Origin of the sequence: Streptomyces fulvorobeus, from assembly GCF_013167895.1 — a bacterium.
In the GTDB taxonomy this organism is placed as follows: Bacteria; Actinomycetota; Actinomycetes; order Streptomycetales; family Streptomycetaceae; genus Streptomyces; species Streptomyces fulvorobeus.
Genome location: NZ_BLWC01000001.1, coordinates 1,225,889 through 1,244,467, shown reverse-complemented (window position 1 = coordinate 1,244,467; position 18,579 = coordinate 1,225,889). Strand labels below are relative to the sequence as shown.

Sequence of the window (18,579 nt, the reverse complement as noted above, 5' to 3'; positions counted from 1 at the left end):
GCGCCCTGGTTCGACGTGACCGGCGACGAGAGTCTCCTGGCTTCCGGATCGGCAGTTCCCCCCGGCCTTCCAGTCCGCGGACGGACCGTGACTCCGGTGTGGGGGGAGTGCTCCCCGGTGACAGTGGCGGGACCGCGCCGGATTCGCACCGGCTTCCTCTCCTGTCGCCGTAAACGGCACGGGCAGTCCACCACGCTCCGCGAACGCCCGTCAACTCGCCGTTGACCCGGGGGACGGCCCGCGGGTCAACGGCGAGGGAGGTCAGGGAGGTCACGGAACGGCCGCGCGCCTGGGCCGCCCGGTCAGACGACGATCAGGTAAATCCCGTAGGTGACCGCCGCGGCGCAGAGGCCGAAGCAGAGGTACGCGCCGGCGCGGGCGAGGGCGAACGAGCCGGCGCTGCCGGCCGTGGCCGTCGCCGCCTGCTTGGACAGGCCGATGATGCCGAGGGTGAAGAGACCGACGAGCGCCACGGTGACCACGAGGCTGACGCCGAAGACGGAGGCGAGAGCTGCCCAGTCGATTTTCATGGTGGTGGTTCCTGCCCTCTAGACCGTGGCCGGGCGGGCCGGGTCGGCGGTGGTACCGGCCGGGGCCGGGATGGTGGACTCGAACTCCATGACGGCGGTGCCGGTGGGCGGCGGCGTCACGGCGGCCATGGCCATCGTGACCACGCCCGCGGGCTCGGCCTCCTGGGTGTCCATGACGTTGGTGTGGTCGACCGGCTTGCGGCGCGAGAGCAGCCAGATGGCACCGGAGCCCGCGACGAGCAGGACGGCGACGACGGCGACGCCCCAGCTGCCCTGCTTGGTGAGGAGCTCGGCGCCCGCGCCGACCAGGCCGGCGGCCGGCAGGGTCAGACCCCAGGCGATGAACATCCGGGTGGCGGTGGACCAGCGGACCACGCCGCCCTTGCGTCCGAGGCCCGCGCCCATGACGGCGCCGGAGCAGGACTGGGTGGTGGAGAGGGAGAAGCCGAGGTGGGAGGAGGCCAGGATGACCGTGGCCGCACTGGTCTGGGCGGCGAAGCCCTGCGGCGGCCTGAGCTCGGTGAGGCCGCTGCCCATGGTGCGGATGATGCGCCAGCCGCCGAGGTAGGTACCGAGGGCGATGGCGACGCCGGCGGAGACGATGACCCAGACCGGCGGGTTGGAGCCGGGGGCGAGGACGCCGCCGGTGACCAGGGCCAGGGTGATGATGCCCATGGTCTTCTGCGCGTCGTTCGTGCCGTGGGCGAGCGAGACGAGCCCGGCCGAGGCGATCTGGCCTGCCCGGTAGCCCTTGGCGGTCGACTTCAGCTGCCCCTCGTCGGTGACCTTCCGGTTGATCCGGTACGTCAGCCTGGTGGCGAGCAGGGCCGCGAGCCCGGCGACGAGCGGGGCGGCGATGGCGGGCAGCAGGACCTTGGTGACGACGGTCCCGCCGTCGATGGAGGACCATCCGGCCGACATGACCGCGGCGCCGATGAGACCGCCGAAGAGGGCGTGCGAGGAGCTGGAGGGCAGACCCACCAGCCAGGTCAGCAGGTTCCACAGGATGGCGCCGACGAGCGCCGCGAAGATGACCTCTGTTCTCAGGCCGTCCTCGTTGACGATCCCGCCGGAGATCGTCTTCGCGACCTCCACCGAAAGGAACGCGCCGATCAGGTTGAGGACGGCCGACATGGCCACCGCGGTCTTGGGCTTCAGAGCGCCGGTCGAGATGGTGGTGGCCATCGCGTTGGCGGTGTCATGGAAACCGTTCGTGAAATCGAACACGAGAGCTGTCACGATCACAATCGCAAGCAGCAGTGTGATGTGTTCCATTTACCCAGGCAATCGCTCGACGTCAGTGGCACGTGGACCCTAGGCAACCTGAGTGAACGGAAGGTGAACTGGGCGGGGCGCTGTGGTGGCCCCAAACGGAGAGTGGCCATTCCGCTTGTGCGAGGAAGAGGGCACGCCCCGTCCGGCGCCCGGAAGGAGCCCTTCCGCCACCCCTTGACGACGAACGTTTTCGGTCACTTTTCCTTCCGGGGAGATCCTGGTCACGAGAGCCGGGTATCCGGCGCCCGTCCACCCCGGACTCCTAGGATTTCCCTATGAGCGATCAGCAGCGGGAAGAGCTCCAGCGGGCCTGGGACGGCGTCGTCGCGACGGCCCGCAGGACGGCGGCCGACGGCCTCGTCGTCGGGACCTCGGGCAACGTGTCGGCCCGGGTCCGGGACGTCGTCCTGGTCACCCCCAGCGGCGTGGCCTACGACCGGCTCGGCCCCGGCGACGCGGTCGGGGTGGACCTCGGGGGCCGTCAGGTGCTCGGCGAACTCGCCCCCACCAGCGAACTCCCCCTCCACCTCGCCGTCTACGCCGACACCGGGGCCACCGCCGTCGTCCACACCCACGCCGTGCACGCCACGGCGGTCTCCACGCTCGTCTCCGAGGTCCCGCTCGTGCACTACGCCGCCGCGATGCTCGGCGGCCCCGTCCGCACCGCCGCCTACGCGCGCTACGGCACACCGGAACTCGCCCGGAACATGCTCACCGCCCTGCGCGACCGCACGGGCTGCCTGCTCCAGAACCACGGAACCGTCACCTACGGGGACACCCTCGACCAGGCGTACGACCGCACCGCCCAGCTCGAATGGCTGTGCAGGGTCTGGATCACGGCGAGCTCCGTCCCCGGCCACCGTCCGACGCTGCTCTCCGCCGCCCAGCTGCGGGAGGTCCAGGAGGCCCTGCAGGGCTACGGCCAACAGGGCTGACGCCCGAAAGCACGTTCCGGGGCACCGGACGGCCCCGCCCACTGGCATCGCGCCCCGGGCGCCGGGACACTGAAGCATGCGCCCGGCTACAGCGACGGCAGCGGCCGTCACCACGATCCTCGGCGTCGGTGCGGCAGCGGTCGCGGCCGGCAGGTACGCCAGTGACGCCGCCCTCACGGTGCCGTCCGGACGCCCCTTCCCCGGCGACCGCCGCCTCACCGTGCACGCCACGGCGGCCGGACAGGTCGTCCTGACTCGCTCCTTCGCCGCGCTCAGGCCCGGTACGTACGGTCTGGTGGGCCCGGGCGTCCACGCCGTGGTCGGACCGGTGATCGAGCAGGCGGAGCACGGCGCCGACACCGTCGTCCGCAGGCTGGAGCGCGTCGTCCACGGCAGCCTGGAAGCGGGCGCCGAGGTCCAGCTCACCCCCGAGCTGTACAGCGGGGACCCGGGCAGTGCGCTGGGGCTCGACTTCAAGGAGGTCGAGATCCCCGGCGAGCTGGGCGTCCTGCCCGCCTGGTTCGTGCCCGCTCCCCGTGACGTCTGGGTGATCACCGTGCACGGCCTCGGGACCACCCGCGCCCACCCCATGAACCTGATGGGATTCTTCAACGACCAGCAGTTTCCGGTACTGGACCTGACCTACCGCGGCGACGCCGGGGCCCCCCGCCCGGCGGACGGCCTCGGCCACCTCGGCGAGTCCGAATGGCGCGACGTCGACGCCGCCATCCGCTACGCGGTGCGCTACGGGGCCCGCAGCGTCATCCTCCACGGCTGGTCCACCGGCGCGTCGATGGCCCTGCGCGCCGCCGCCGACTCCGCGCTCCGGGACCGCGTCGGCGGCCTCGTCCTCGACTCGCCCGTCCTGAACTGGCGGGTCACCCTGCGCGCCCTGGCCGCCGCCCGCGGTGTCCCGGCCGCGCTGCTCCCGCTCGGGATCCGCGCCGCCCAGGGGCGGACCGGGCTGCACGGCGCCCGGCTGCTGGACCCCGCCCTTCCCGACGCGCTGCGCGCCCCCACCCTGCTCTTCCACGGTCCCGACGACACCATGGCTCCATGGGCGGCGTCGCGGGTCCTCGCCGGGCTCCGACCCGGCCTGGTCGACCTGCACTCCGTACCCGAGGCCCCGCACGCGGCGATGTGGAACGCCGACCCGGCCCGGTACGAGGAGACGCTCCGGCGCTTCCTCACCCCTCTGATGTGAGGGGTTGTGACCGATAGGCCCGGTTGGTGAACGGTCTCCGGGGGCCCCGCAAACCGTTGGGTCGGCTTCCGTTTGGGCTTTCGGGCCGACAGAGGCAAGACTGCTCCCGTGACGTCCCGTAACCCGCGCGACTCCAGGCTGCGACTTGTCCGCCCGCGACCCCTTGCCACCGCCCGCAAGGCCGTGACGACCCGGCGCACCAGGCCGGCCCCCGCCCTCCCGAGGGCACCCCGCCCCCGGCGGAACTGGCGCGTCAGGCCAGGACCGTGCTCGCCGACGCCGTACGGCTCGCCCACTGGGCCGCCGACGGCGCGGGCCCGGGAACAGCCCCGCTGACCTCGCACGCCCTCGAACGGGCCGCGGCGGCACTCGGACTCACCCCGGCCCAGGTACGGGCGGGCTGGGACCGCGCCAGGCTCGCGGGGCTCGTCGAACTGCACGGGGACACCGTGCGCCCCGGCTGGCGGCTGCGCGCCTGGGAACGCGACGACTCCGCCGTGCTCCGCGGCTGGGTGGCGCTCTTCGACGCCTGGTCGCTCGTCCACGCGGCGCCCCGCGGCATCGAGGCGACCACCGTCGCCGAAGCGGTCGAGGCCGTACCCCAGGTGCTCTCGCTCCTCCAGCTCTCGGCCGGCCCGGTCACCGTGCCCGCGCTCCTCGATCTCCTCGGCCAGCGCGTCGCGGAACTCCACGAGGAGCGGTGCGAGGTGGCCTACGGCCCGCACCTGCCCACCACGCCCGCCACCGGCCGGGCCGCCGCCGACGCCACCGAGCTGAACGCGCTGCTGCTCGACTGGGCGCTCGAAGGGCTGGCCGCGGTCGGCGCCCTCACCCTCGGCGCGGGGCACGCCACCCTCACCCCGCTCGGCAACTGGGCGGTCTGGGTCAAGCTGGAGCAGATCTGCGTCGCCGCGCAGAGCCCGGCGGGCAACATCGAGCAGCCCGCGGCCGACATGCTCCTCGGCTGCGCCCGGCTGACCCCAGGACCGGCCCGCGCCGAGTACCGGGCCTGGCTCGCCGCACGCCCCGTGGGCAGCGCCGTCGCGGAGCTCATCGCCGTGGCCCGCGGCGAGGACGCGCTCCTGCGCGGCCTCGCCTTCGAGGCGCTCCGCGTCGTCGGCGCCCCCGCCGAACCGGTGGTGCGCTCCGTCGTCACCGACGCGTCGCTGCGGCCCTACGCCCTGCTCTGGCTCGCCGAGTACGAGGGTGCCGACCCGGACGACGCCCAGGAGGTCCTGAGCCGCGAGGAAGCCACCTGGCTCTGGGTCGACACGGCGGCGGCGGTCGCCGACCACGGTGAGACGGGGCTGCTGGTCCGCCACCTCGACTCCGCCGTCCAGGGGACCGTCCCGGCCCTGCTCGACGAGATCCGCGCCGTCGGCCACCCGCGCACGGTCCAGGTGCTTGTCGCGCTGGCCGCCGCACACCCGGACCCCGCCCTGGCCAAGGCGGTACGCCGCGCCGCCTTCCAGGTGCACACCGGCGGCGTCTAGGCGCGAGGGCCCCGGCCCCCACGCACGCCCCCGGGGTCAGCCCGACGACCCCGGGGCGTACGTTCCAAAGCTCCACACGTTGCCCTCCCCGTCACGCGCCATGTAGTCCCGGGAGCCGTAGTCCTGGTCCGTGGGCGGCATCAGGATCTCCACCCCGTGCTCCACCGCCCGCGCGTGGTGCTCGTCGACCTCGTCCACGACGACGTACACCCCGGCCGGTCCCGCGCCCTCCATCGCCTTGGCGAAGACACCCTCGCGCCCCTTGGAGCCGAGCATCACCCTGCCGTTGCCGCAGGACAGCTCGGCGTGGAGCACCTGCCCGTTCTCCCCCTCGTACACCGCTTCCTCGGTGAAGCCGAGGCCCTGGGTCAGGGTCCTGATCGCCGCCTTCGCGTCCGCGTACAGCACCGTCGGGTAGATCGTCGGTACGCCCTCTGCCGCGCCTGCCATGACGCTCACCCTCTTCCGCTTCCCGCGTGCCGCCACTCATGTGATCTCTGTCTCAGTGTCCCACCGGGCACGGGCAACGCCCCGCAGCACGCGGGAAAGGAGTTGCACACCGCCAGTAGAATGGCCCCATGGCAATTCTCCTTGTGCATTAGACGGCGTCGAGTCGTGAACCCGTAGTCCGCCCTCCGCCGTCCACACGCCCCTGGAGTTTTCCCCGTGATCACCGCATCCGGCATCGAGCTGCGCGCCGGCGCCCGCATCCTCATCGAGTCCGCCTCCTTCCGTATCGCCAAGGGCGACCGCATCGGCCTCGTCGGCCGCAACGGAGCGGGCAAGACCACCCTCACCAAGTGCCTCGCGGGTGAGGGCACCCCCGCCGGCGGCACGATCAGCCGCTCGGGCGAGGTCGGCTACCTCCCGCAGGACCCGCGCACCGGCGACCTCGACGTCCTGGCCCGCGACCGCATCCTCTCGGCCCGCGGCCTCGACGCCATCCTGCGCAAGATGCGGGAGAACGAGGAGCGGATGGCCAGCGGGCAGGGCGCCACCCGCGAGAAGGCGATGAAGAGGTACGAGCGCCTGGAGACGGAGTTCCTCACCAAGGGCGGGTACGCCGCCGAGGCCGAGGCCGCCACCATCGCCGCCGCGCTCAGCCTGCCCGACCGGGTGCTCGGCCAGCCCCTGCACACCCTCTCCGGCGGTCAGCGCCGCCGCGTCGAGCTGGCCCGCATCCTCTTCTCGGACGCCGACACCCTCCTCCTCGACGAGCCCACCAACCACCTCGACGCGGACTCGATCGTCTGGCTGCGCGACTACCTCAAGACGTACCGCGGCGGCTTCATCGTCATCTCCCACGACGTCGAACTCGTCGAGACCGTCGTCAACAAGGTCTTCTACCTCGACGCCAACCGCGCCCAGATCGACGTCTACAACATGGGCTGGAAGCTGTACCAGCAGCAGCGCGAGGCCGACGAGAAGCGCCGCAAGCGCGAGCGCCAGAACGCCGAGAAGAAGGCCGCGACCCTCAACGCGCAGGCCGACAAGATGCGCGCCAAGGCCACCAAGACCGTCGCCGCCCAGAACATGGCCAAGCGCGCCGACCGGCTGCTCTCGGGCCTGGAGGCCGTACGCGTCTCCGACAAGGTCGCCAAGCTCCGCTTCCCCGATCCCTCTCCGTGCGGCAAGACCCCGCTGATGGCGGAGGGGCTGTCCAAGTCGTACGGCTCGCTCGAGATCTTCACCGATGTCGATCTCGCCATCGACAAGGGCTCCCGGGTCGTCATCCTCGGCCTCAACGGTGCGGGCAAGACCACCCTGCTCCGGCTCCTCGGCGGCGCCGAGAAGCCCGACACGGGCGAGATCATCGAGGGCCACGGACTCAAGCTCGGGTACTACGCCCAGGAGCACGAGACCCTCGACCCGGACCGCACCGTCCTGGAGAACATGCGCTCCGCCGCGCCCGACCTCGACCTCGTCGCGGTCCGCAAGACGCTCGGTTCGTTCCTGTTCTCCGGGGACGACGTCGACAAGCCGGCGGGGGTGCTCTCCGGCGGCGAGAAGACACGTCTCGCGCTGGCGACCCTGGTCGTCTCCTCCGCCAACGTCCTGCTCCTCGACGAGCCCACGAACAACCTCGACCCGGCCAGCCGCGAGGAGATCCTGGGCGCGCTGCGCACGTACAAGGGCGCCGTCGTCCTCGTCACGCACGACGAGGGCGCGGTCGAGGCGCTCCAGCCGGAGCGGATCATCCTCCTGCCGGACGGTGTCGAGGACCTGTGGGGTGCGGACTACCGCGACCTGGTCTCCCTGGCCTGACCCGCTCCGGGAGCGGCCGGCCCCGGCTGATCCCTCACTGATCCACTCGCTGATCCACTCCGTATGGATCATTCGGCCTACGCGTGATCCATCATCTGAGTGAGTCGGCTTCGTACCCCGGCGTGGTGCCCGGCAGATACCTGCCGGGCACACCCATGTCCGGCCGCCGCACACCCACAGCTCTGACCTGGCCGTTCTCGCGACCGCGTTCCCCGGACGCTCAGCCGGCCCCAGGGAATCCGGCAGTCCGTTCGTGTCGACGTGTTCCCGGACCGTCGAACCGCCCGCACAGACCTTGCCGAATGGGTGGCCAGACAGCGCGGGAGGGGTGATCATGAGAGTCCAGAGCGCACTTCCTATGAGGAGGCACGGGTGGCCGAGACTCTGAAGAAGGGCAGCCGGGTGACCGGCGCCGCGCGTGACAAGCTCGCGGCAGACCTGAAGAAGAAGTACGACTCCGGTGCGAGCATCCGGGCGCTGGCCGAGGACACCGGCCGCTCCTACGGGTTCGTCCACCGGATGCTCAGCGAGTCCGGAGTGACGCTGCGGGGACGCGGCGGAGCGACACGGGGCAAGAAGGCTCCCACGGCCTGACCGTCGCCGACGGTCGGGGCGGTTTCACGGGGCTGCTCCACGACTCACCGGAAAATCGTGGTGGCCACCCGCTCGGCCGTAAGGCCGTCCGGGTGGTTACTGTTCAGTCACTTACCAGTGAAGTGCTGACAGCACCCGATCCGGAGGCGTCCCATGACCTCGCTCGACCCTGTGCTCGACAAGGACGGCGTACGGCTCACCGTCGAAGACGCGGTTGCCACAGTGACTCTCACCAACCCGGCCAAGCGCAACGCTCAGTCTCCCGCTCTGTGGCGGGCGTTGACAGCGGCCGGACGGGCACTGCCAGGCAGTGTGCGGGTCGTCGTGCTGCGCGCTGAGGGACAGTCCTTCTCCGCGGGGCTCGACCGGCAGGCGTTCACCCCGCAAGGGTTCGACGGTGAGCCGTCCTTCACCGACATGGCGCGTGGCCCGGAGGCCGAGCTCGACGCGACCATCGCCGAGTACCAGGAGGCGTTCACCTGGTGGCGCCGCAACGACATCGTGTCGATCGCGGCCGTCCAGGGGCACGCGATCGGTGCCGGCTTCCAGCTCGCCCTCGCCTGTGATCTGCGGATCGCCGCCGACGACGTGCAGTTCGCCATGCGCGAGACCAGCCTCGGTCTCGTCCCCGACCTCACGGGCACCCACCCCCTGGTGAACCTCGTGGGGTACGCCCGCGCGCTCGAGATCTGCGCCACCGGCCGCTTCGTCCACGCGCAGGAGGCCGAGCGCACCGGTCTCGCCAACCTCGTCGTCCCCGCCGACCAGCTCGACGGCGCGGCCCGCGACCTGGCCGCCGCACTCCTGGCGGCCCCCCGCGACGCCGTGGTGGAGACCAAGGCCCTGCTGAGCGGCGCCGCCTCCCGTACGTTCGAGGAGCAGCGCGCCGCCGAGCGCGCCGCCCAGGGCCGCAGACTGCGTGACCTCGCGGGCGTCACCGACTGAGCGGGCGCCCCCGTCAGTCCGTCGCGACCACGGCGGTGACCAGGACGGAGACCGGCGGCCGGCCCTCCGTCGCCGCTGTCACCGCCGCGCGTACGGCCTGGGCCACGTCCAGCGCCCGGTGGTCCCCGGACGTCGCCACCTCGACCCGGACGTGATCCTCGCCCGTGTGCACGGCGCTGCCCAGGACCCTGGTCAGCGCCACGACACCGGGCACGGCGGCCGCAGCCGTCGCCGCGGCCCCCTGCACCGCCGCCGCGCGCACCTCGGCCGCCGGGGTCTCGACCGGTCCGGGGCCCGAGTCCAGCAGCTCCGTCACCCGGAGGTCGGCCCCGGTGACCACCATGCCGAGCCGCTCCCGTGCCGCGTCCAGCAGCACCGAGCGCAGCGCCTCGGCCGTGGCGGGCAGGGGCCGTCCCAGCGTCGCCGAGAACTCCGCCTCGATCCGCAACGGTCCTGCCGGATACGCGCTGGGGGGAGCGGGCACCACCGCCCCCTCCGCCGCCGGAGCGGCGCCCGCTCCCAGCTCCGCCGGCCCGATCCTGAGCCTGCCCAGGACCGCGTCCTGGCCCGCGGCTGCGTCGCGCAGCACCGAGGCCGCCGCGCGCTCCGCGATCCATGTTCCGTCCCCTGGACCGCCCAGAGGGAGCAACCGGCCCAGGCCGAGTCGCTGCCGTACCGCAGCCGTCCATCCATCGGCCCGCTGGGGGCTGTCCGCCGTCGTCATGGACCCAGCCTGCCGTATCCACGGCGCGGAACGGGGCAAGCGCACCTAATGTGGGCAGCGAAGTCCAACCCTGTCCCGAAGGGAAGAGCGGCGATGACCGAAAGCCAGCAGCGCACCCCTGACAAGGAATCCGGCGGAGACGACCGCAGGAGTCAGCTGACCCGGCGTGGCGGGGGAGCCCCCGCGACCCGGGGCCGCACCACCATCGCCGACGGCGTCGTGGAGAAGATCGCCGGAATGGCCGCACGTGATGTGTCCGGGGTCCACGCCATGGGCAGCGGGCTGTCCCGGACCTTCGGCGCGGTCCGCGACCGCGTCCCCGGCGGCGGCAAGTCCGTCACCCGGGGTGTCAAGGCCGAGGTCGGCGAATCGCAGACGGCGCTCGACCTGGAGATCGTCGTCGAGTACGGCGTGGCGATCGCCGACGTCGCCCGTGACGTACGGGAGAACGTGGTCGCGGCGGTCGAGCGCATGACCGGTCTGGAAGTCGTCGAGGTCAACATCGCGGTCAGCGACGTCAAGCTGCCCGATGAGGAGGACGACGAGGACGAGCCCGAGCCACGTCTCCAGTAGTCCCGCGCCGAAAGGCAGTTGAGGAGCGCACGATGAGCATGGCTGTAGTCGGCCTGTTGGCCGGTATGGCACTGGGATTCGCCGGATACTTCGGCGGATTCGGGGCCTTTCTGCTGGTGGCCGCGCTGGGCGCGATCGGCTTCGTCGCCGGCCGCTTCCTGGACGGTGACCTGGAACCCGGCGACTTCTTCCGGAGTCGCGAGCGCGGCGACCGGCGACGGTGACCGCGGTGAGTGACCGGGTCGCCGCCGCTGAGCGCGGGGAGACCCGGATCGCCGACCGGGTCGTCGCGAAGATCGCCGCCCAGGCGGCCAGGGAGGCGGTCAGCGAACCACCTCCGGAGGGCGCCGCCCCGCACGCCACGGTCACCGTGCACCGGGGCGCCGCCCGCGTACGGGTAGGTCTGGAGCTCGGATACCCGTCCGACGTCGGCCGCCAGTGCGGGGCCGTGCGACGTCACGTCGTCGAACGGGTACAGGCGTTGGCGGGAATGGAGGTGCCCGAGGTGTCCGTGCAGGTCGAGCGGCTCCACATCACAGGACCGGGCGCCGCGGCGCAGGGGAGGATCCGATGAGTGAGCCCCGGCACGGCGAGAGCCCCGGGCGGACGGGCAGCACCGAGAGCGGCACGCGGCGGCTGCCCGCCGCCGGCCCCCTGGCCGACGGCGAGGTCCGGGAACAGGACCGGCCGGCTTCGGCCGCCGAGCACGAACCGGTGCCCACGCTGGAACAGGGCGGCAGGGCGGGCCGGTTCTGGTCCGCACGCCGTATCCCCGCCGCCCTCCTCGCGCTGCTGGTCCTCGGCGGCGCGGGACTCCTGCTGTACGACATCGCCGCGGTGCGCGCCGGCCACCCCGCCATGGGGTGGCGGCGCTCGCTCGCGGACGAGCTGGCCCGGCGGCCCCTGGACGACGTCCGGGTACTGACCGGCGCCGCCGTCGCGGCGGCGCTCGGCCTGTGGCTGATCCTGCTCGCGGTCACTCCCGGGCTCCGCGGTCTGCTCCCGATGCGCCGCGACCACGTCGACGTCAGGGCGGCGCTCGACCGCAGGGCCGCCGCCATGGTGCTGCGCGACCGGGCCGTGGAGGTGTCCGGGGTGCAGTCCGTGCGGGTCAGGATGGGCCGCGCCAAGGTGAGGGTGCGGGCCGTGTCGCATTTCCGTGAACTCGATGACGTACGGGCCGACCTCGACTCCGTACTCGCGACGGGCATCGAGGAGCTGGGCCTGGCCAGGCCGCCGCGCCCCTCCGTACATGTCCGCCGGCCGGCGAAGAAGGGGTGAGCGGCGTGCGCAGGACCGTCAACCGGGTACTGCTCGGCCTGTCCGGACTGGTACTGACCGCCGTGGGCGGCGCGGTCCTCGCCGCCGGGCTCGGTGCGGGCGTGCCCTCGTGGTGGCCGTGGGACGGCAGGAAGGACGTGCTGCTCAGCGAGGCCGGCCGGGAACGCTGGCGCGACAGCGGCTGGTGGTGGCCGACGGTGATCGCCGTCCTCGCCGTCCTGGTCGTCCTCGCCCTGTGGTGGCTGCTCTCCCAGCTGCGCCGCGCCCGCCTCGCCGAAGTGCTGGTGGACAGCGGGGACGGCGAAGGGGCGCAGCTGCGGGGCCGGGCCCTGGAGGGTGTGCTCCGCGACGAGGCGGGCACCCTGGACGGCGTCTCGCGCGCCCACGTCGTGCTGACCGGCCGGCGCTCCGCACCGCACGCCGGTATCCGGCTGCTGATGGAGCCGCACGCCCGCCCGGACCAGGCGCTGCGCGGCCTCGCCGACCAGGCGCTGGCCCACGCAAGGGACTCCGCGGGCCTGGACGAGCTGCCGGCCGAGGTCCGCCTGACGGCCGTCAGACACCGTGCCCAGCGGGTGAACTGACGCCGGCCCCGGTGCGGAGCGGTCAGAAGCCGTGCCGGGAGCCGCCGTCGACGGGGACCATCAGGCCCGTCAGATAGGACGCGGCGGGTGAGAGCAGGAAGGCCGCGGTCTTCCCGAACTCCTCCGGCGTGCCGTAGCGGCGCAGCGGGATACGGGCCTCGTTGGCGGTACGGGCCGCCTCCGCGTCACCGGACAGCGCGTCGAGTTCCCGCACCCGGTCGGTGTCGATCCGGGCCGGCAGGACCCCCACGACCCGGATGCCGCGGGGGCCCAGCTCGTTGGCCAAGGACTTGGCGAAGCCCGCGAGTCCCGGGCGCAGCCCGTTGGAGATGGTCAGACCCGCGATCGGCTCGTGCACCGAGCCGGAGAGCACGAAGCCGATGACGCCGCCCTCACCGAGGGCCGCGGCCGTCGTGCGCGCCAGACGGACGGCACCCAGGAAGACCGACTCGAAGGCCGTCCGCCACTGCTCGTCGCTGTTGTCCGCGGCGAAGCCCGGCGCGGGCCCGCCGACGCTGATGAGGATGCCGTCCAGCCGGCCGAACCGTTCCTTCGCGGTGTCCACGAGGAGCTGGGCGGCTGCCGGATCGGCGTTGTCGGCGGCCAGCCCCACGGCGTCCGGCCCCAGGGCGGCGGCTGCCGCCGTCACGCTCTTCCCGTCCCGGCCGGTGATGACCACCTTCGCGCCGTCCGCGGCCAGGGCGCGCGCGGTGGCGTTGCCCAGCCCGCGGGTGGCGCCGGTGACGATGTACACACGGTCCTTCAGTCCAAGATCCATGGCCCTATCCTGCCGGGTCGTGCGCGGCGAGTGCGACGGCGGTGTTCACCAGCCCGATGTGGCTGAACGCCTGCGGGAAGTTGCCGAGCTGACGGCCGGCCACCGCGTCGTACTCCTCCGACAGCAGCCCCACGTCGTTGCGCAGCGCCAGCAGCCGCTCGAACAGCCCCTCGGCCTCGGCCGCGCGGCCGGTCCGCAGCAGCGCGTCCGCCAGCCAGAACGAGCACACGACGAAGGCGCCCTCACTGCCCGGGAGCCCGTCGGCCGAGGCGCCGTCGGTGCTGTAGCGGCGCACCAGGCCGTCGCTGCCCAGCTCCTCCCGGACCGCGTCGACCGTGCCGACGACCCGGGGATCGTGGGGCGGCAGGAACCCGCTCCGCACGATCAGCAGTGTGGCGGCGTCCAGTGCCGTGGAGCCGTAGGACTGCGTGAAGGTGTTGCGTACGGGGTCGTAGCCCTTCTCGCAGACCTCCGCGTGCACCGCGTCCCGCATCACCCGCCACCGGTCGGCGTCCCCGGGCAGCTCCGGGTTCTCCTCCAGGGAGCGCACCGTACGGTCGGCGGCGACCCACGCCATCACCTTGGAGTGCACGAAGTGGCGGCGCTCCCCGCGGATCTCCCACAGGCCCTCGTCCGGCTCGCGCCAGGTGGACTCCAGGAAGCCGAGCAGACTGAGCTGGAGCTTCCAGGCGTGCGACTTGTCCGCGAGACCGGCGTCACGGGCCAGCTTGAGCGAGTCGATGACCTCTCCGTACACATCGAGCTGCCGCTGGCCCACCGCCTGGTTGCCGGTGCGGACCGGGCGGGAGTGCTCGTACCCGCGCAGCCACGGCAGCTCCGTCTCGGGGAGCCTGCGCTCGCCGGCCAGGCCGTACATGATCTGGAGGTCCGCGGGGTCCCCGGCGGCCGCCCGCAGCAGCCAGTCCCGCCAGGCGGCGGCCTCGTCCAGGTATCCGGCCGCGAGCAGGGCGCCGAGTGTCAGGGTGGAGTCGCGGAGCCAGCAGTAGCGGTAGTCCCAGTTCCGTACGCCTCCGATCTCCTCGGGCAGCGAGGTGGTGGGGGCCGCCACGATGCCGCCGGTCGGGCCGTAGGTGAGCGCCTTCAGCGTGATGAGGGAGCGCAGGACGGCCTCGCGGTGCGGACCCCGGTAGGTGCACCGCTCTGCCCACCGCGCCCAGTCGGACAGCGTGTGCCCGAGCGCCTTGTACGGGTCGATCAGCTTGGGGCGCGGCGCGTGCGAGGCGTGCCAGGTGAGGACGAACGCCACCTGCTCGCCCTCGGCCACGGTGAAGGAGGAGCAGGTGGAGAACTGCTGCCCCCAGGTCCTGACCGGCGGATCGCTGCGCAGCCACACGGAGTCGGGGCCCGCGACGGCCACCCGGTGGCCGTGCGAGCGGCGCATCCAGGGCACGATCGAACCGAAGTCGAAGCGCAGCCGCAGCACGGAGCTCATGTCCACACTGCCGCTGACCCCCTCGACGATCCGCATGAGGTCGGGGGCCTTGTCGCGCTGGGGCATGAAGTCGGTCACCTTGACGGTGCCGGTGGGGGTCTCCCAGAACGTCTCCAGGACGAGGGAGTCGCCCGCGTAACCGCGTCGCGTGCAGGTGTCCGAGCTGTCCGTGCCCGTGGGGGCGATGCGCCAGTGGCCGTTGTCCTCGTCGCCGAGCAGGGCGGCGAAGCAGGCACCGGAGTCGAAGCGGGGAAGGCAGAGCCAGTCGACGGAACCGTTCCTGCCGACCAGGGCGGCGGTCTGGAGATCGCCGATGAGGGCGTAGTCCTCGATGCGTGGAGTCACGCTCTGGCGTGTTCCCGAAGCCGCGTCTTGTTAAGCAGGCCCGGGGAGCGAGGTGTCAGACCGCCGCGCCGGCGGTCGCGGGGCGCCCGGGTTCCGTGGCGTCCCCGTCCCGTGCCGCGGCCTCCTGGCGGTCGTGCTTCTCCCGGCGTACGAGGATCACCCAGCCGACCGGCACCCCGGCGGCGAACAGCCACCACTGCACGGCGTAGGCCATGTGCGCCCCGATGGAGCTGTCGTCGGGGGAGGCGATCTGTTCGGGAAGGCCCCCGGCGGGCTCGGGCCCGGTCTGTTCCAGATAGCCGCCGAGTACGGGCCGGGACAGCAGCTCGGACTGCTGGCCGCTGTTGATCAGCATGACCTGGCGCTCCGGCAGACCCGACAGGTCCTTGATGCCGCTGCTGCCCGTCGTCTCGTCGGCCTTGAGCCGTCCGGTGACGGTCACCTCGCCCCTGGGCGGGGCGGGGACCTCGGGGAACGCCCGCTGGTCACCGTCGGTCGGCACCCAGCCGCGGTTGACCAGGACGGTGCCGCCGTCCGTGAGGTCGAACGGGGTCAGGACGTGCGCCCCGAGCCGGTCGTCACCGGAGGTCCGCCGCCGTACGACCACTTCGTGCCCGGTGTCGAACGTTCCGGTGGCCGTGACCGCACGCCAGTAGTCGGCTCGCGGGACGGTGTGCCCGGGGGAGGTCAGCTCGGCGACCGGGACCGGCTTCGCCTTGAGGTTGTGCGAGATCAGCGAGTTCTGGGCGACCCGGTGCTGATGCCGGTGGAACTGCCAGAAACCCAGCTCGACCATCGTCGGAATCAGGACGAGCGCGAGCAGGGTGAGGATCACCCACTGCCGGGTCAACAGGAAGCGGTACACCCCACGACGGTACAACCGGGGTCATGGGGCGCGGTACGCAGGGGTGGGAGCGGCGCTGTACCGGACCGTCATACTTTGTCCACGATGCCCGTCCTTCCCTCGGCCCGGGCGCAGTGCGCCCCGCAGAACCAGTGGCCCTCGACCTCGACGCCCTGTCCGATGACCTGCACCCGGCAGTGCTCGCAGAGGGGCGCCATGCGGTGGATGGCGCAGGCGAAGCAGTCGAAGACGTGCACCGCGCCCTGCGCGTGCACCTCGAAGGACATGCCGTAGTCGTTTCCGCAGACCTCACAACGTGCCATGCGCCACAGGGTGGGGCGCATGGCGGCGGCGGGCGAGCGGATACCGGGCGAGTCGCGTCCGGTTCACTCCGATGACGGCGCCGGCGCAACGTCCCGCAGCAGATGGGTGAAGGCGCTCTCCTCCAGGATCGGAGTGCCGAACGACTTGGCCTTCACCGTCTTGGAGGTCGCGGCGTCCGGGTCGTTGGTGACGAGCAGGCTGGTCAGCCGGGAGACGCTGCTCGCCACGTGCAGTCCCGCCTCCACCGTCCGGTCCTCCAGCAGTTCGCGGTCGATCGAGGTGTCACCGGAGAACGCCACACGCATGCCCTGCATGAGGGGTCTGTCCTTGTCGTACCGTCCCGGATTCGGGTACGGGCAGGCCGGGAGCCTGCGCGAGGCCCGCCAGCTGGTCTGACCGTGCGAAGCCTGGTAGCCGACCCGGGGGGTGACCGGGGAGTCGGACCACTCGGTCAGCGGCCGGCACTCCAGCAGCGGCAGCCGCACACCGCCGAGCGCCGCCGCGTGCAGACTGGGCCGGAACGCCTCGGCGAGCACCCGGGCGTCGTCGAGCGCGTGGTGCGCGCGCTGCTGCACCACGCCGAAGTGCGCGGCCAGCGACTCCAGCTTGTGGTTGGGCAGCGGCAGCCGCAGCTCCTTGGAGAGGGCGATGGTGCACAGCCGCTGCGCGACGGGGGCGACGGCCGAGGCGCGCGCGTACTCCCGGGCGATCATCGACCAGTCGAACGCCGCGTTGTGCGCGACGAGCACCCGGTCCGCGAGCCGTTCGGACAACTGCGCGGCCACCTCGGGGAAGAGCGGCGCGCCTTCCAGGAGCTTGGTGGTCAGCCCGTGGATCCAGACCGGGCCCGGATCCCGTTCGGGGTTGACGAGCGTGTACCAGTGGTCCTCGACGTTGCCCTGGGCGTCGAGCCGGTAGACGGCAGCCGACACTATCCGGTCGTCGCGGGCGAGTCCGGTGGTCTCCACGTCGACGACCGCGTACCCCTGTGGGTAGGCGGTCGGCCACGGCGCTGCGGTCTGACGGTCGTCGAGCATGGTCACAGAGAATACGGGCCGCGACTGACAGTCCCCTATTCGGCCGTCTCCGTGAACAGGCGGGGCGCGGGCGGGGATCGCGCCCCGCCACGGCATACACCGGCGCCCGCCGGCCAACTCCCCCGCCGCGAGGACCGGTTCGCCGCACCGCCCGGCCATCCTCCGGATGACGGGCACAGGTTCACGGGGAAGCCCGCGGCGGGGGGCGAGCGGTGCCAGGTACGCGGCGGGCGGGTGGGTGGCGCTCCCGGCGGAAGGCACCGAAGCCTGCTGACGCACCGTCTCGCATACTTGTGGGTAACAACATCTGGCGGCGGCCGTCCGGCGCCTCTACGGTGCTCGCATGGAGCCGAACCTGCCCGATGTCGTGCTGTGGTCGATACCTGCCTTCGTCCTGCTCACCGTGGTCGAAATGGTCAGTTACCGGTTCCATCCGGACGAGGACGCCGCCGGTTACGACGCCAGGGACGCAGCCACCAGCGTCACCATGGGGCTCGGCAGCCTGGTCTTCGACCTGCTGTGGAAGATCCCCATCGTCGCCGTCTACACGGCGGTCTTCGAACTGACCCCGCTGCGCGTCCCCGTCCTGTGGTGGACGGTCCTGCTGATGCTGCTCGCCCAGGACTTCTTCTACTACTGGTCCCACCGGGGACACCACGTCGTACGCGTCCTCTGGGCCTGCCACGTGGTCCACCACTCCAGCCGCAGGTTCAACCTCACCACCGCGCTCCGCCAGCCCTGGACCTCGCTGACCGTCTGGCCGTTCTACGTCCCGCTCATCGCCCTCGGCGTCCACCCGGCGGCGCTCGCCTTCTGCTCGGCGGTCAACCTCGTCTACCAGTTCTGGGTGCACACCGAGCGCGTCGACAAGCTGCCCAGGCCCTTCGAGTACGTACTCAACACCCCGTCCCACCACCGGGTGCACCACGCCTCCCAGGGCGGCTACCTCGACCGCAACTTCGGCGGCATCCTGATCGTCTGGGACCGGCTGTTCCGCTCCTTCACCCCCGAGACCGAACGGCCCGTCTTCGGACTGACGAAGAACATCGAGACGAACAACCCGCTGCGCGTGGCGACTCACGAGTACGCGGCCATCGCCCGCGACGTCCGGGCGGCCCGGAACTGGCGGGAGCGCGCCGGGCGGGTCTTCCGGGGACCGGGCTGGCAGCCCGCCGGCCCCGGCGCCCCCACCGCCGCCCCGGCCGCCCCCGCCGTGACCGCTCCGGCCGCGGAACCCACCCGATGACTGCTTCCGTCCCGCGCGGCGACCGGCTCGCCCGCTCCCTGTTCCTCACGTTCCTCCTCGCCCGCCACGCACCCGGGGCGGGCAGCGGCCCGGACGGCGGCGGGGCGTACCGTGAACGGCGTATCAGCGTCTGAGACCAGCGAGGACCC

The 18,579-nt window shown here is 72.4% G+C and carries 21 protein-coding genes, 1 pseudogene and 1 riboswitch; of the genes and pseudogenes, 13 read left to right on the top strand and 9 right to left on the bottom strand.

Going from position 1 to position 18,579, the window contains the following annotated elements:
- Positions 1 to 29: 29 nt before the first annotated feature.
- A riboswitch (cobalamin riboswitch) is annotated at positions 30 to 159 on the bottom strand.
- Between the two features lie 143 nt (positions 160 to 302).
- Positions 303 to 530 (bottom strand): hypothetical protein, encoded by a 228-nt coding sequence (locus tag Sfulv_RS05570; RefSeq protein WP_173312193.1) that lies wholly within the window; start codon positions 528 to 530, stop codon positions 303 to 305.
- 18 nt (positions 531 to 548) lie between these two features.
- Complete coding sequence (locus Sfulv_RS05565) at positions 549 to 1,805, bottom strand: inorganic phosphate transporter (RefSeq protein ID WP_173312190.1); 1,257 nt, start codon at positions 1,803 to 1,805, stop codon at positions 549 to 551.
- A 275-nt stretch (positions 1,806 to 2,080) separates the two neighbouring features.
- Here Sfulv_RS05565 and Sfulv_RS05560 point away from each other — a divergent pair, with 275 nt between their 5' ends.
- The 3 genes and pseudogenes from Sfulv_RS05560 (at position 2,081) to Sfulv_RS05550 (ending at position 5,437) form a co-directional block, all read left to right on the top strand.
- Positions 2,081 to 2,740 (top strand): class II aldolase/adducin family protein, encoded by a 660-nt coding sequence (locus tag Sfulv_RS05560; RefSeq protein WP_173312187.1) that lies wholly within the window; start codon positions 2,081 to 2,083, stop codon positions 2,738 to 2,740.
- Positions 2,741 to 2,816: 76 nt separating this feature from the next.
- Positions 2,817 to 3,944 carry an alpha/beta hydrolase family protein gene (locus Sfulv_RS05555; protein WP_173312184.1) on the top strand — a complete coding sequence of 376 codons (1,128 nt, stop codon included), beginning with the start codon at positions 2,817 to 2,819 and terminating at the stop codon, positions 3,942 to 3,944.
- Positions 3,945 to 4,127: 183 nt separating this feature from the next.
- A pseudogene (locus Sfulv_RS05550) lies at positions 4,128 to 5,437 on the top strand (hypothetical protein).
- A 36-nt stretch (positions 5,438 to 5,473) separates the two neighbouring features.
- Here Sfulv_RS05550 and Sfulv_RS05545 read toward each other — a convergent pair.
- Complete coding sequence (locus Sfulv_RS05545) at positions 5,474 to 5,887, bottom strand: VOC family protein (RefSeq protein ID WP_173312181.1); 414 nt, start codon at positions 5,885 to 5,887, stop codon at positions 5,474 to 5,476.
- Between the two features lie 216 nt (positions 5,888 to 6,103).
- Between Sfulv_RS05545 and Sfulv_RS05540 the strand changes: the two genes are divergently transcribed.
- From Sfulv_RS05540 to Sfulv_RS05530, 3 genes are all read left to right on the top strand, one after another.
- Positions 6,104 to 7,702 (top strand): ABC-F family ATP-binding cassette domain-containing protein, encoded by a 1,599-nt coding sequence (locus tag Sfulv_RS05540; protein WP_173312178.1) that lies wholly within the window; start codon positions 6,104 to 6,106, stop codon positions 7,700 to 7,702.
- Between the two features lie 372 nt (positions 7,703 to 8,074).
- The gene (locus Sfulv_RS05535; RefSeq protein WP_175607140.1) at positions 8,075 to 8,296 is read left to right on the top strand and encodes a helix-turn-helix domain-containing protein; all 222 of its coding nucleotides are present in this window, start codon (positions 8,075 to 8,077) and stop codon (positions 8,294 to 8,296) included.
- 153 nt (positions 8,297 to 8,449) lie between these two features.
- Positions 8,450 to 9,241, top strand: a complete 792-nt coding sequence (locus Sfulv_RS05530) for an enoyl-CoA hydratase/isomerase family protein (protein ID WP_173312172.1) — start codon at positions 8,450 to 8,452, stop codon at positions 9,239 to 9,241.
- A 13-nt stretch (positions 9,242 to 9,254) separates the two neighbouring features.
- On the opposite strand, the gene Sfulv_RS05525 is transcribed toward Sfulv_RS05530, so the two are convergent.
- A complete protein-coding gene (locus Sfulv_RS05525; protein ID WP_173312170.1) occupies positions 9,255 to 9,965 on the bottom strand; it encodes a hypothetical protein in 711 nt (236 codons plus the stop codon).
- Between the two features lie 93 nt (positions 9,966 to 10,058).
- Between Sfulv_RS05525 and Sfulv_RS05520 the strand changes: the two genes are divergently transcribed.
- From Sfulv_RS05520 to amaP, 5 genes are read left to right on the top strand one after another with little or no spacing between them, the layout of a single operon-like run.
- Entirely contained in the window at positions 10,059 to 10,538 is a 480-nt protein-coding gene (locus Sfulv_RS05520; protein ID WP_173312167.1) for an Asp23/Gls24 family envelope stress response protein, read from the top strand.
- A gap of 32 nt (positions 10,539 to 10,570) precedes the next feature.
- Positions 10,571 to 10,762, top strand: coding sequence for a hypothetical protein (locus Sfulv_RS05515; protein ID WP_173312164.1), 192 nt, complete (start codon positions 10,571 to 10,573; stop codon positions 10,760 to 10,762).
- Positions 10,759 to 11,112 carry an Asp23/Gls24 family envelope stress response protein gene (locus Sfulv_RS05510; protein WP_173312161.1) on the top strand — a complete coding sequence of 118 codons (354 nt, stop codon included), beginning with the start codon at positions 10,759 to 10,761 and terminating at the stop codon, positions 11,110 to 11,112. Before Sfulv_RS05515 ends, Sfulv_RS05510 begins: the two co-directional genes overlap by 4 nt.
- Positions 11,109 to 11,819 (top strand): DUF6286 domain-containing protein, encoded by a 711-nt coding sequence (locus tag Sfulv_RS05505; RefSeq protein WP_173312158.1) that lies wholly within the window; start codon positions 11,109 to 11,111, stop codon positions 11,817 to 11,819. Before Sfulv_RS05510 ends, Sfulv_RS05505 begins: the two co-directional genes overlap by 4 nt.
- Complete coding sequence (gene amaP, locus Sfulv_RS05500) at positions 11,816 to 12,403, top strand: alkaline shock response membrane anchor protein AmaP (protein WP_173312156.1); 588 nt, start codon at positions 11,816 to 11,818, stop codon at positions 12,401 to 12,403. The genes Sfulv_RS05505 and amaP overlap by 4 nt, the downstream gene beginning before the upstream one ends.
- 22 nt (positions 12,404 to 12,425) lie before the next feature.
- Here the strand turns inward: amaP and Sfulv_RS05495 are convergent, their stop codons facing one another.
- The 5 genes from Sfulv_RS05495 to Sfulv_RS05475 form a co-directional block, all read right to left on the bottom strand.
- The gene (locus Sfulv_RS05495; protein ID WP_173312154.1) at positions 12,426 to 13,181 is read right to left on the bottom strand and encodes an SDR family oxidoreductase; all 756 of its coding nucleotides are present in this window, start codon (positions 13,179 to 13,181) and stop codon (positions 12,426 to 12,428) included.
- Between the two features lie 4 nt (positions 13,182 to 13,185).
- Positions 13,186 to 14,979, bottom strand: coding sequence for a glycoside hydrolase family 15 protein (locus tag Sfulv_RS05490; RefSeq protein ID WP_173312152.1), 1,794 nt, complete (start codon positions 14,977 to 14,979; stop codon positions 13,186 to 13,188).
- Between the two features lie 55 nt (positions 14,980 to 15,034).
- A complete protein-coding gene (locus tag Sfulv_RS05485; protein WP_173312150.1) occupies positions 15,035 to 15,844 on the bottom strand; it encodes an SURF1 family cytochrome oxidase biogenesis protein in 810 nt (269 codons plus the stop codon).
- A gap of 68 nt (positions 15,845 to 15,912) precedes the next feature.
- Positions 15,913 to 16,146, bottom strand: a complete 234-nt coding sequence (locus tag Sfulv_RS05480; RefSeq protein ID WP_173312147.1) for a metallothionein — start codon at positions 16,144 to 16,146, stop codon at positions 15,913 to 15,915.
- 63 nt (positions 16,147 to 16,209) lie between these two features.
- Positions 16,210 to 17,190: a DEDDh family exonuclease gene (locus Sfulv_RS05475; RefSeq protein ID WP_173312144.1), complete on the bottom strand. Its 981-nt coding sequence runs from the start codon at positions 17,188 to 17,190 to the stop codon at positions 16,210 to 16,212.
- Between the two features lie 337 nt (positions 17,191 to 17,527).
- Here Sfulv_RS05475 and Sfulv_RS05470 point away from each other — a divergent pair, with 337 nt between their 5' ends.
- Positions 17,528 to 18,430, top strand: a complete 903-nt coding sequence (locus tag Sfulv_RS05470) for a sterol desaturase family protein (protein ID WP_173312141.1) — start codon at positions 17,528 to 17,530, stop codon at positions 18,428 to 18,430.
- Positions 18,427 to 18,564, top strand: a complete 138-nt coding sequence (locus tag Sfulv_RS05465; RefSeq protein WP_173312138.1) for a hypothetical protein — start codon at positions 18,427 to 18,429, stop codon at positions 18,562 to 18,564. Before Sfulv_RS05470 ends, Sfulv_RS05465 begins: the two co-directional genes overlap by 4 nt.
- The last annotated feature ends 15 nt before the right edge of the window (positions 18,565 to 18,579 follow it).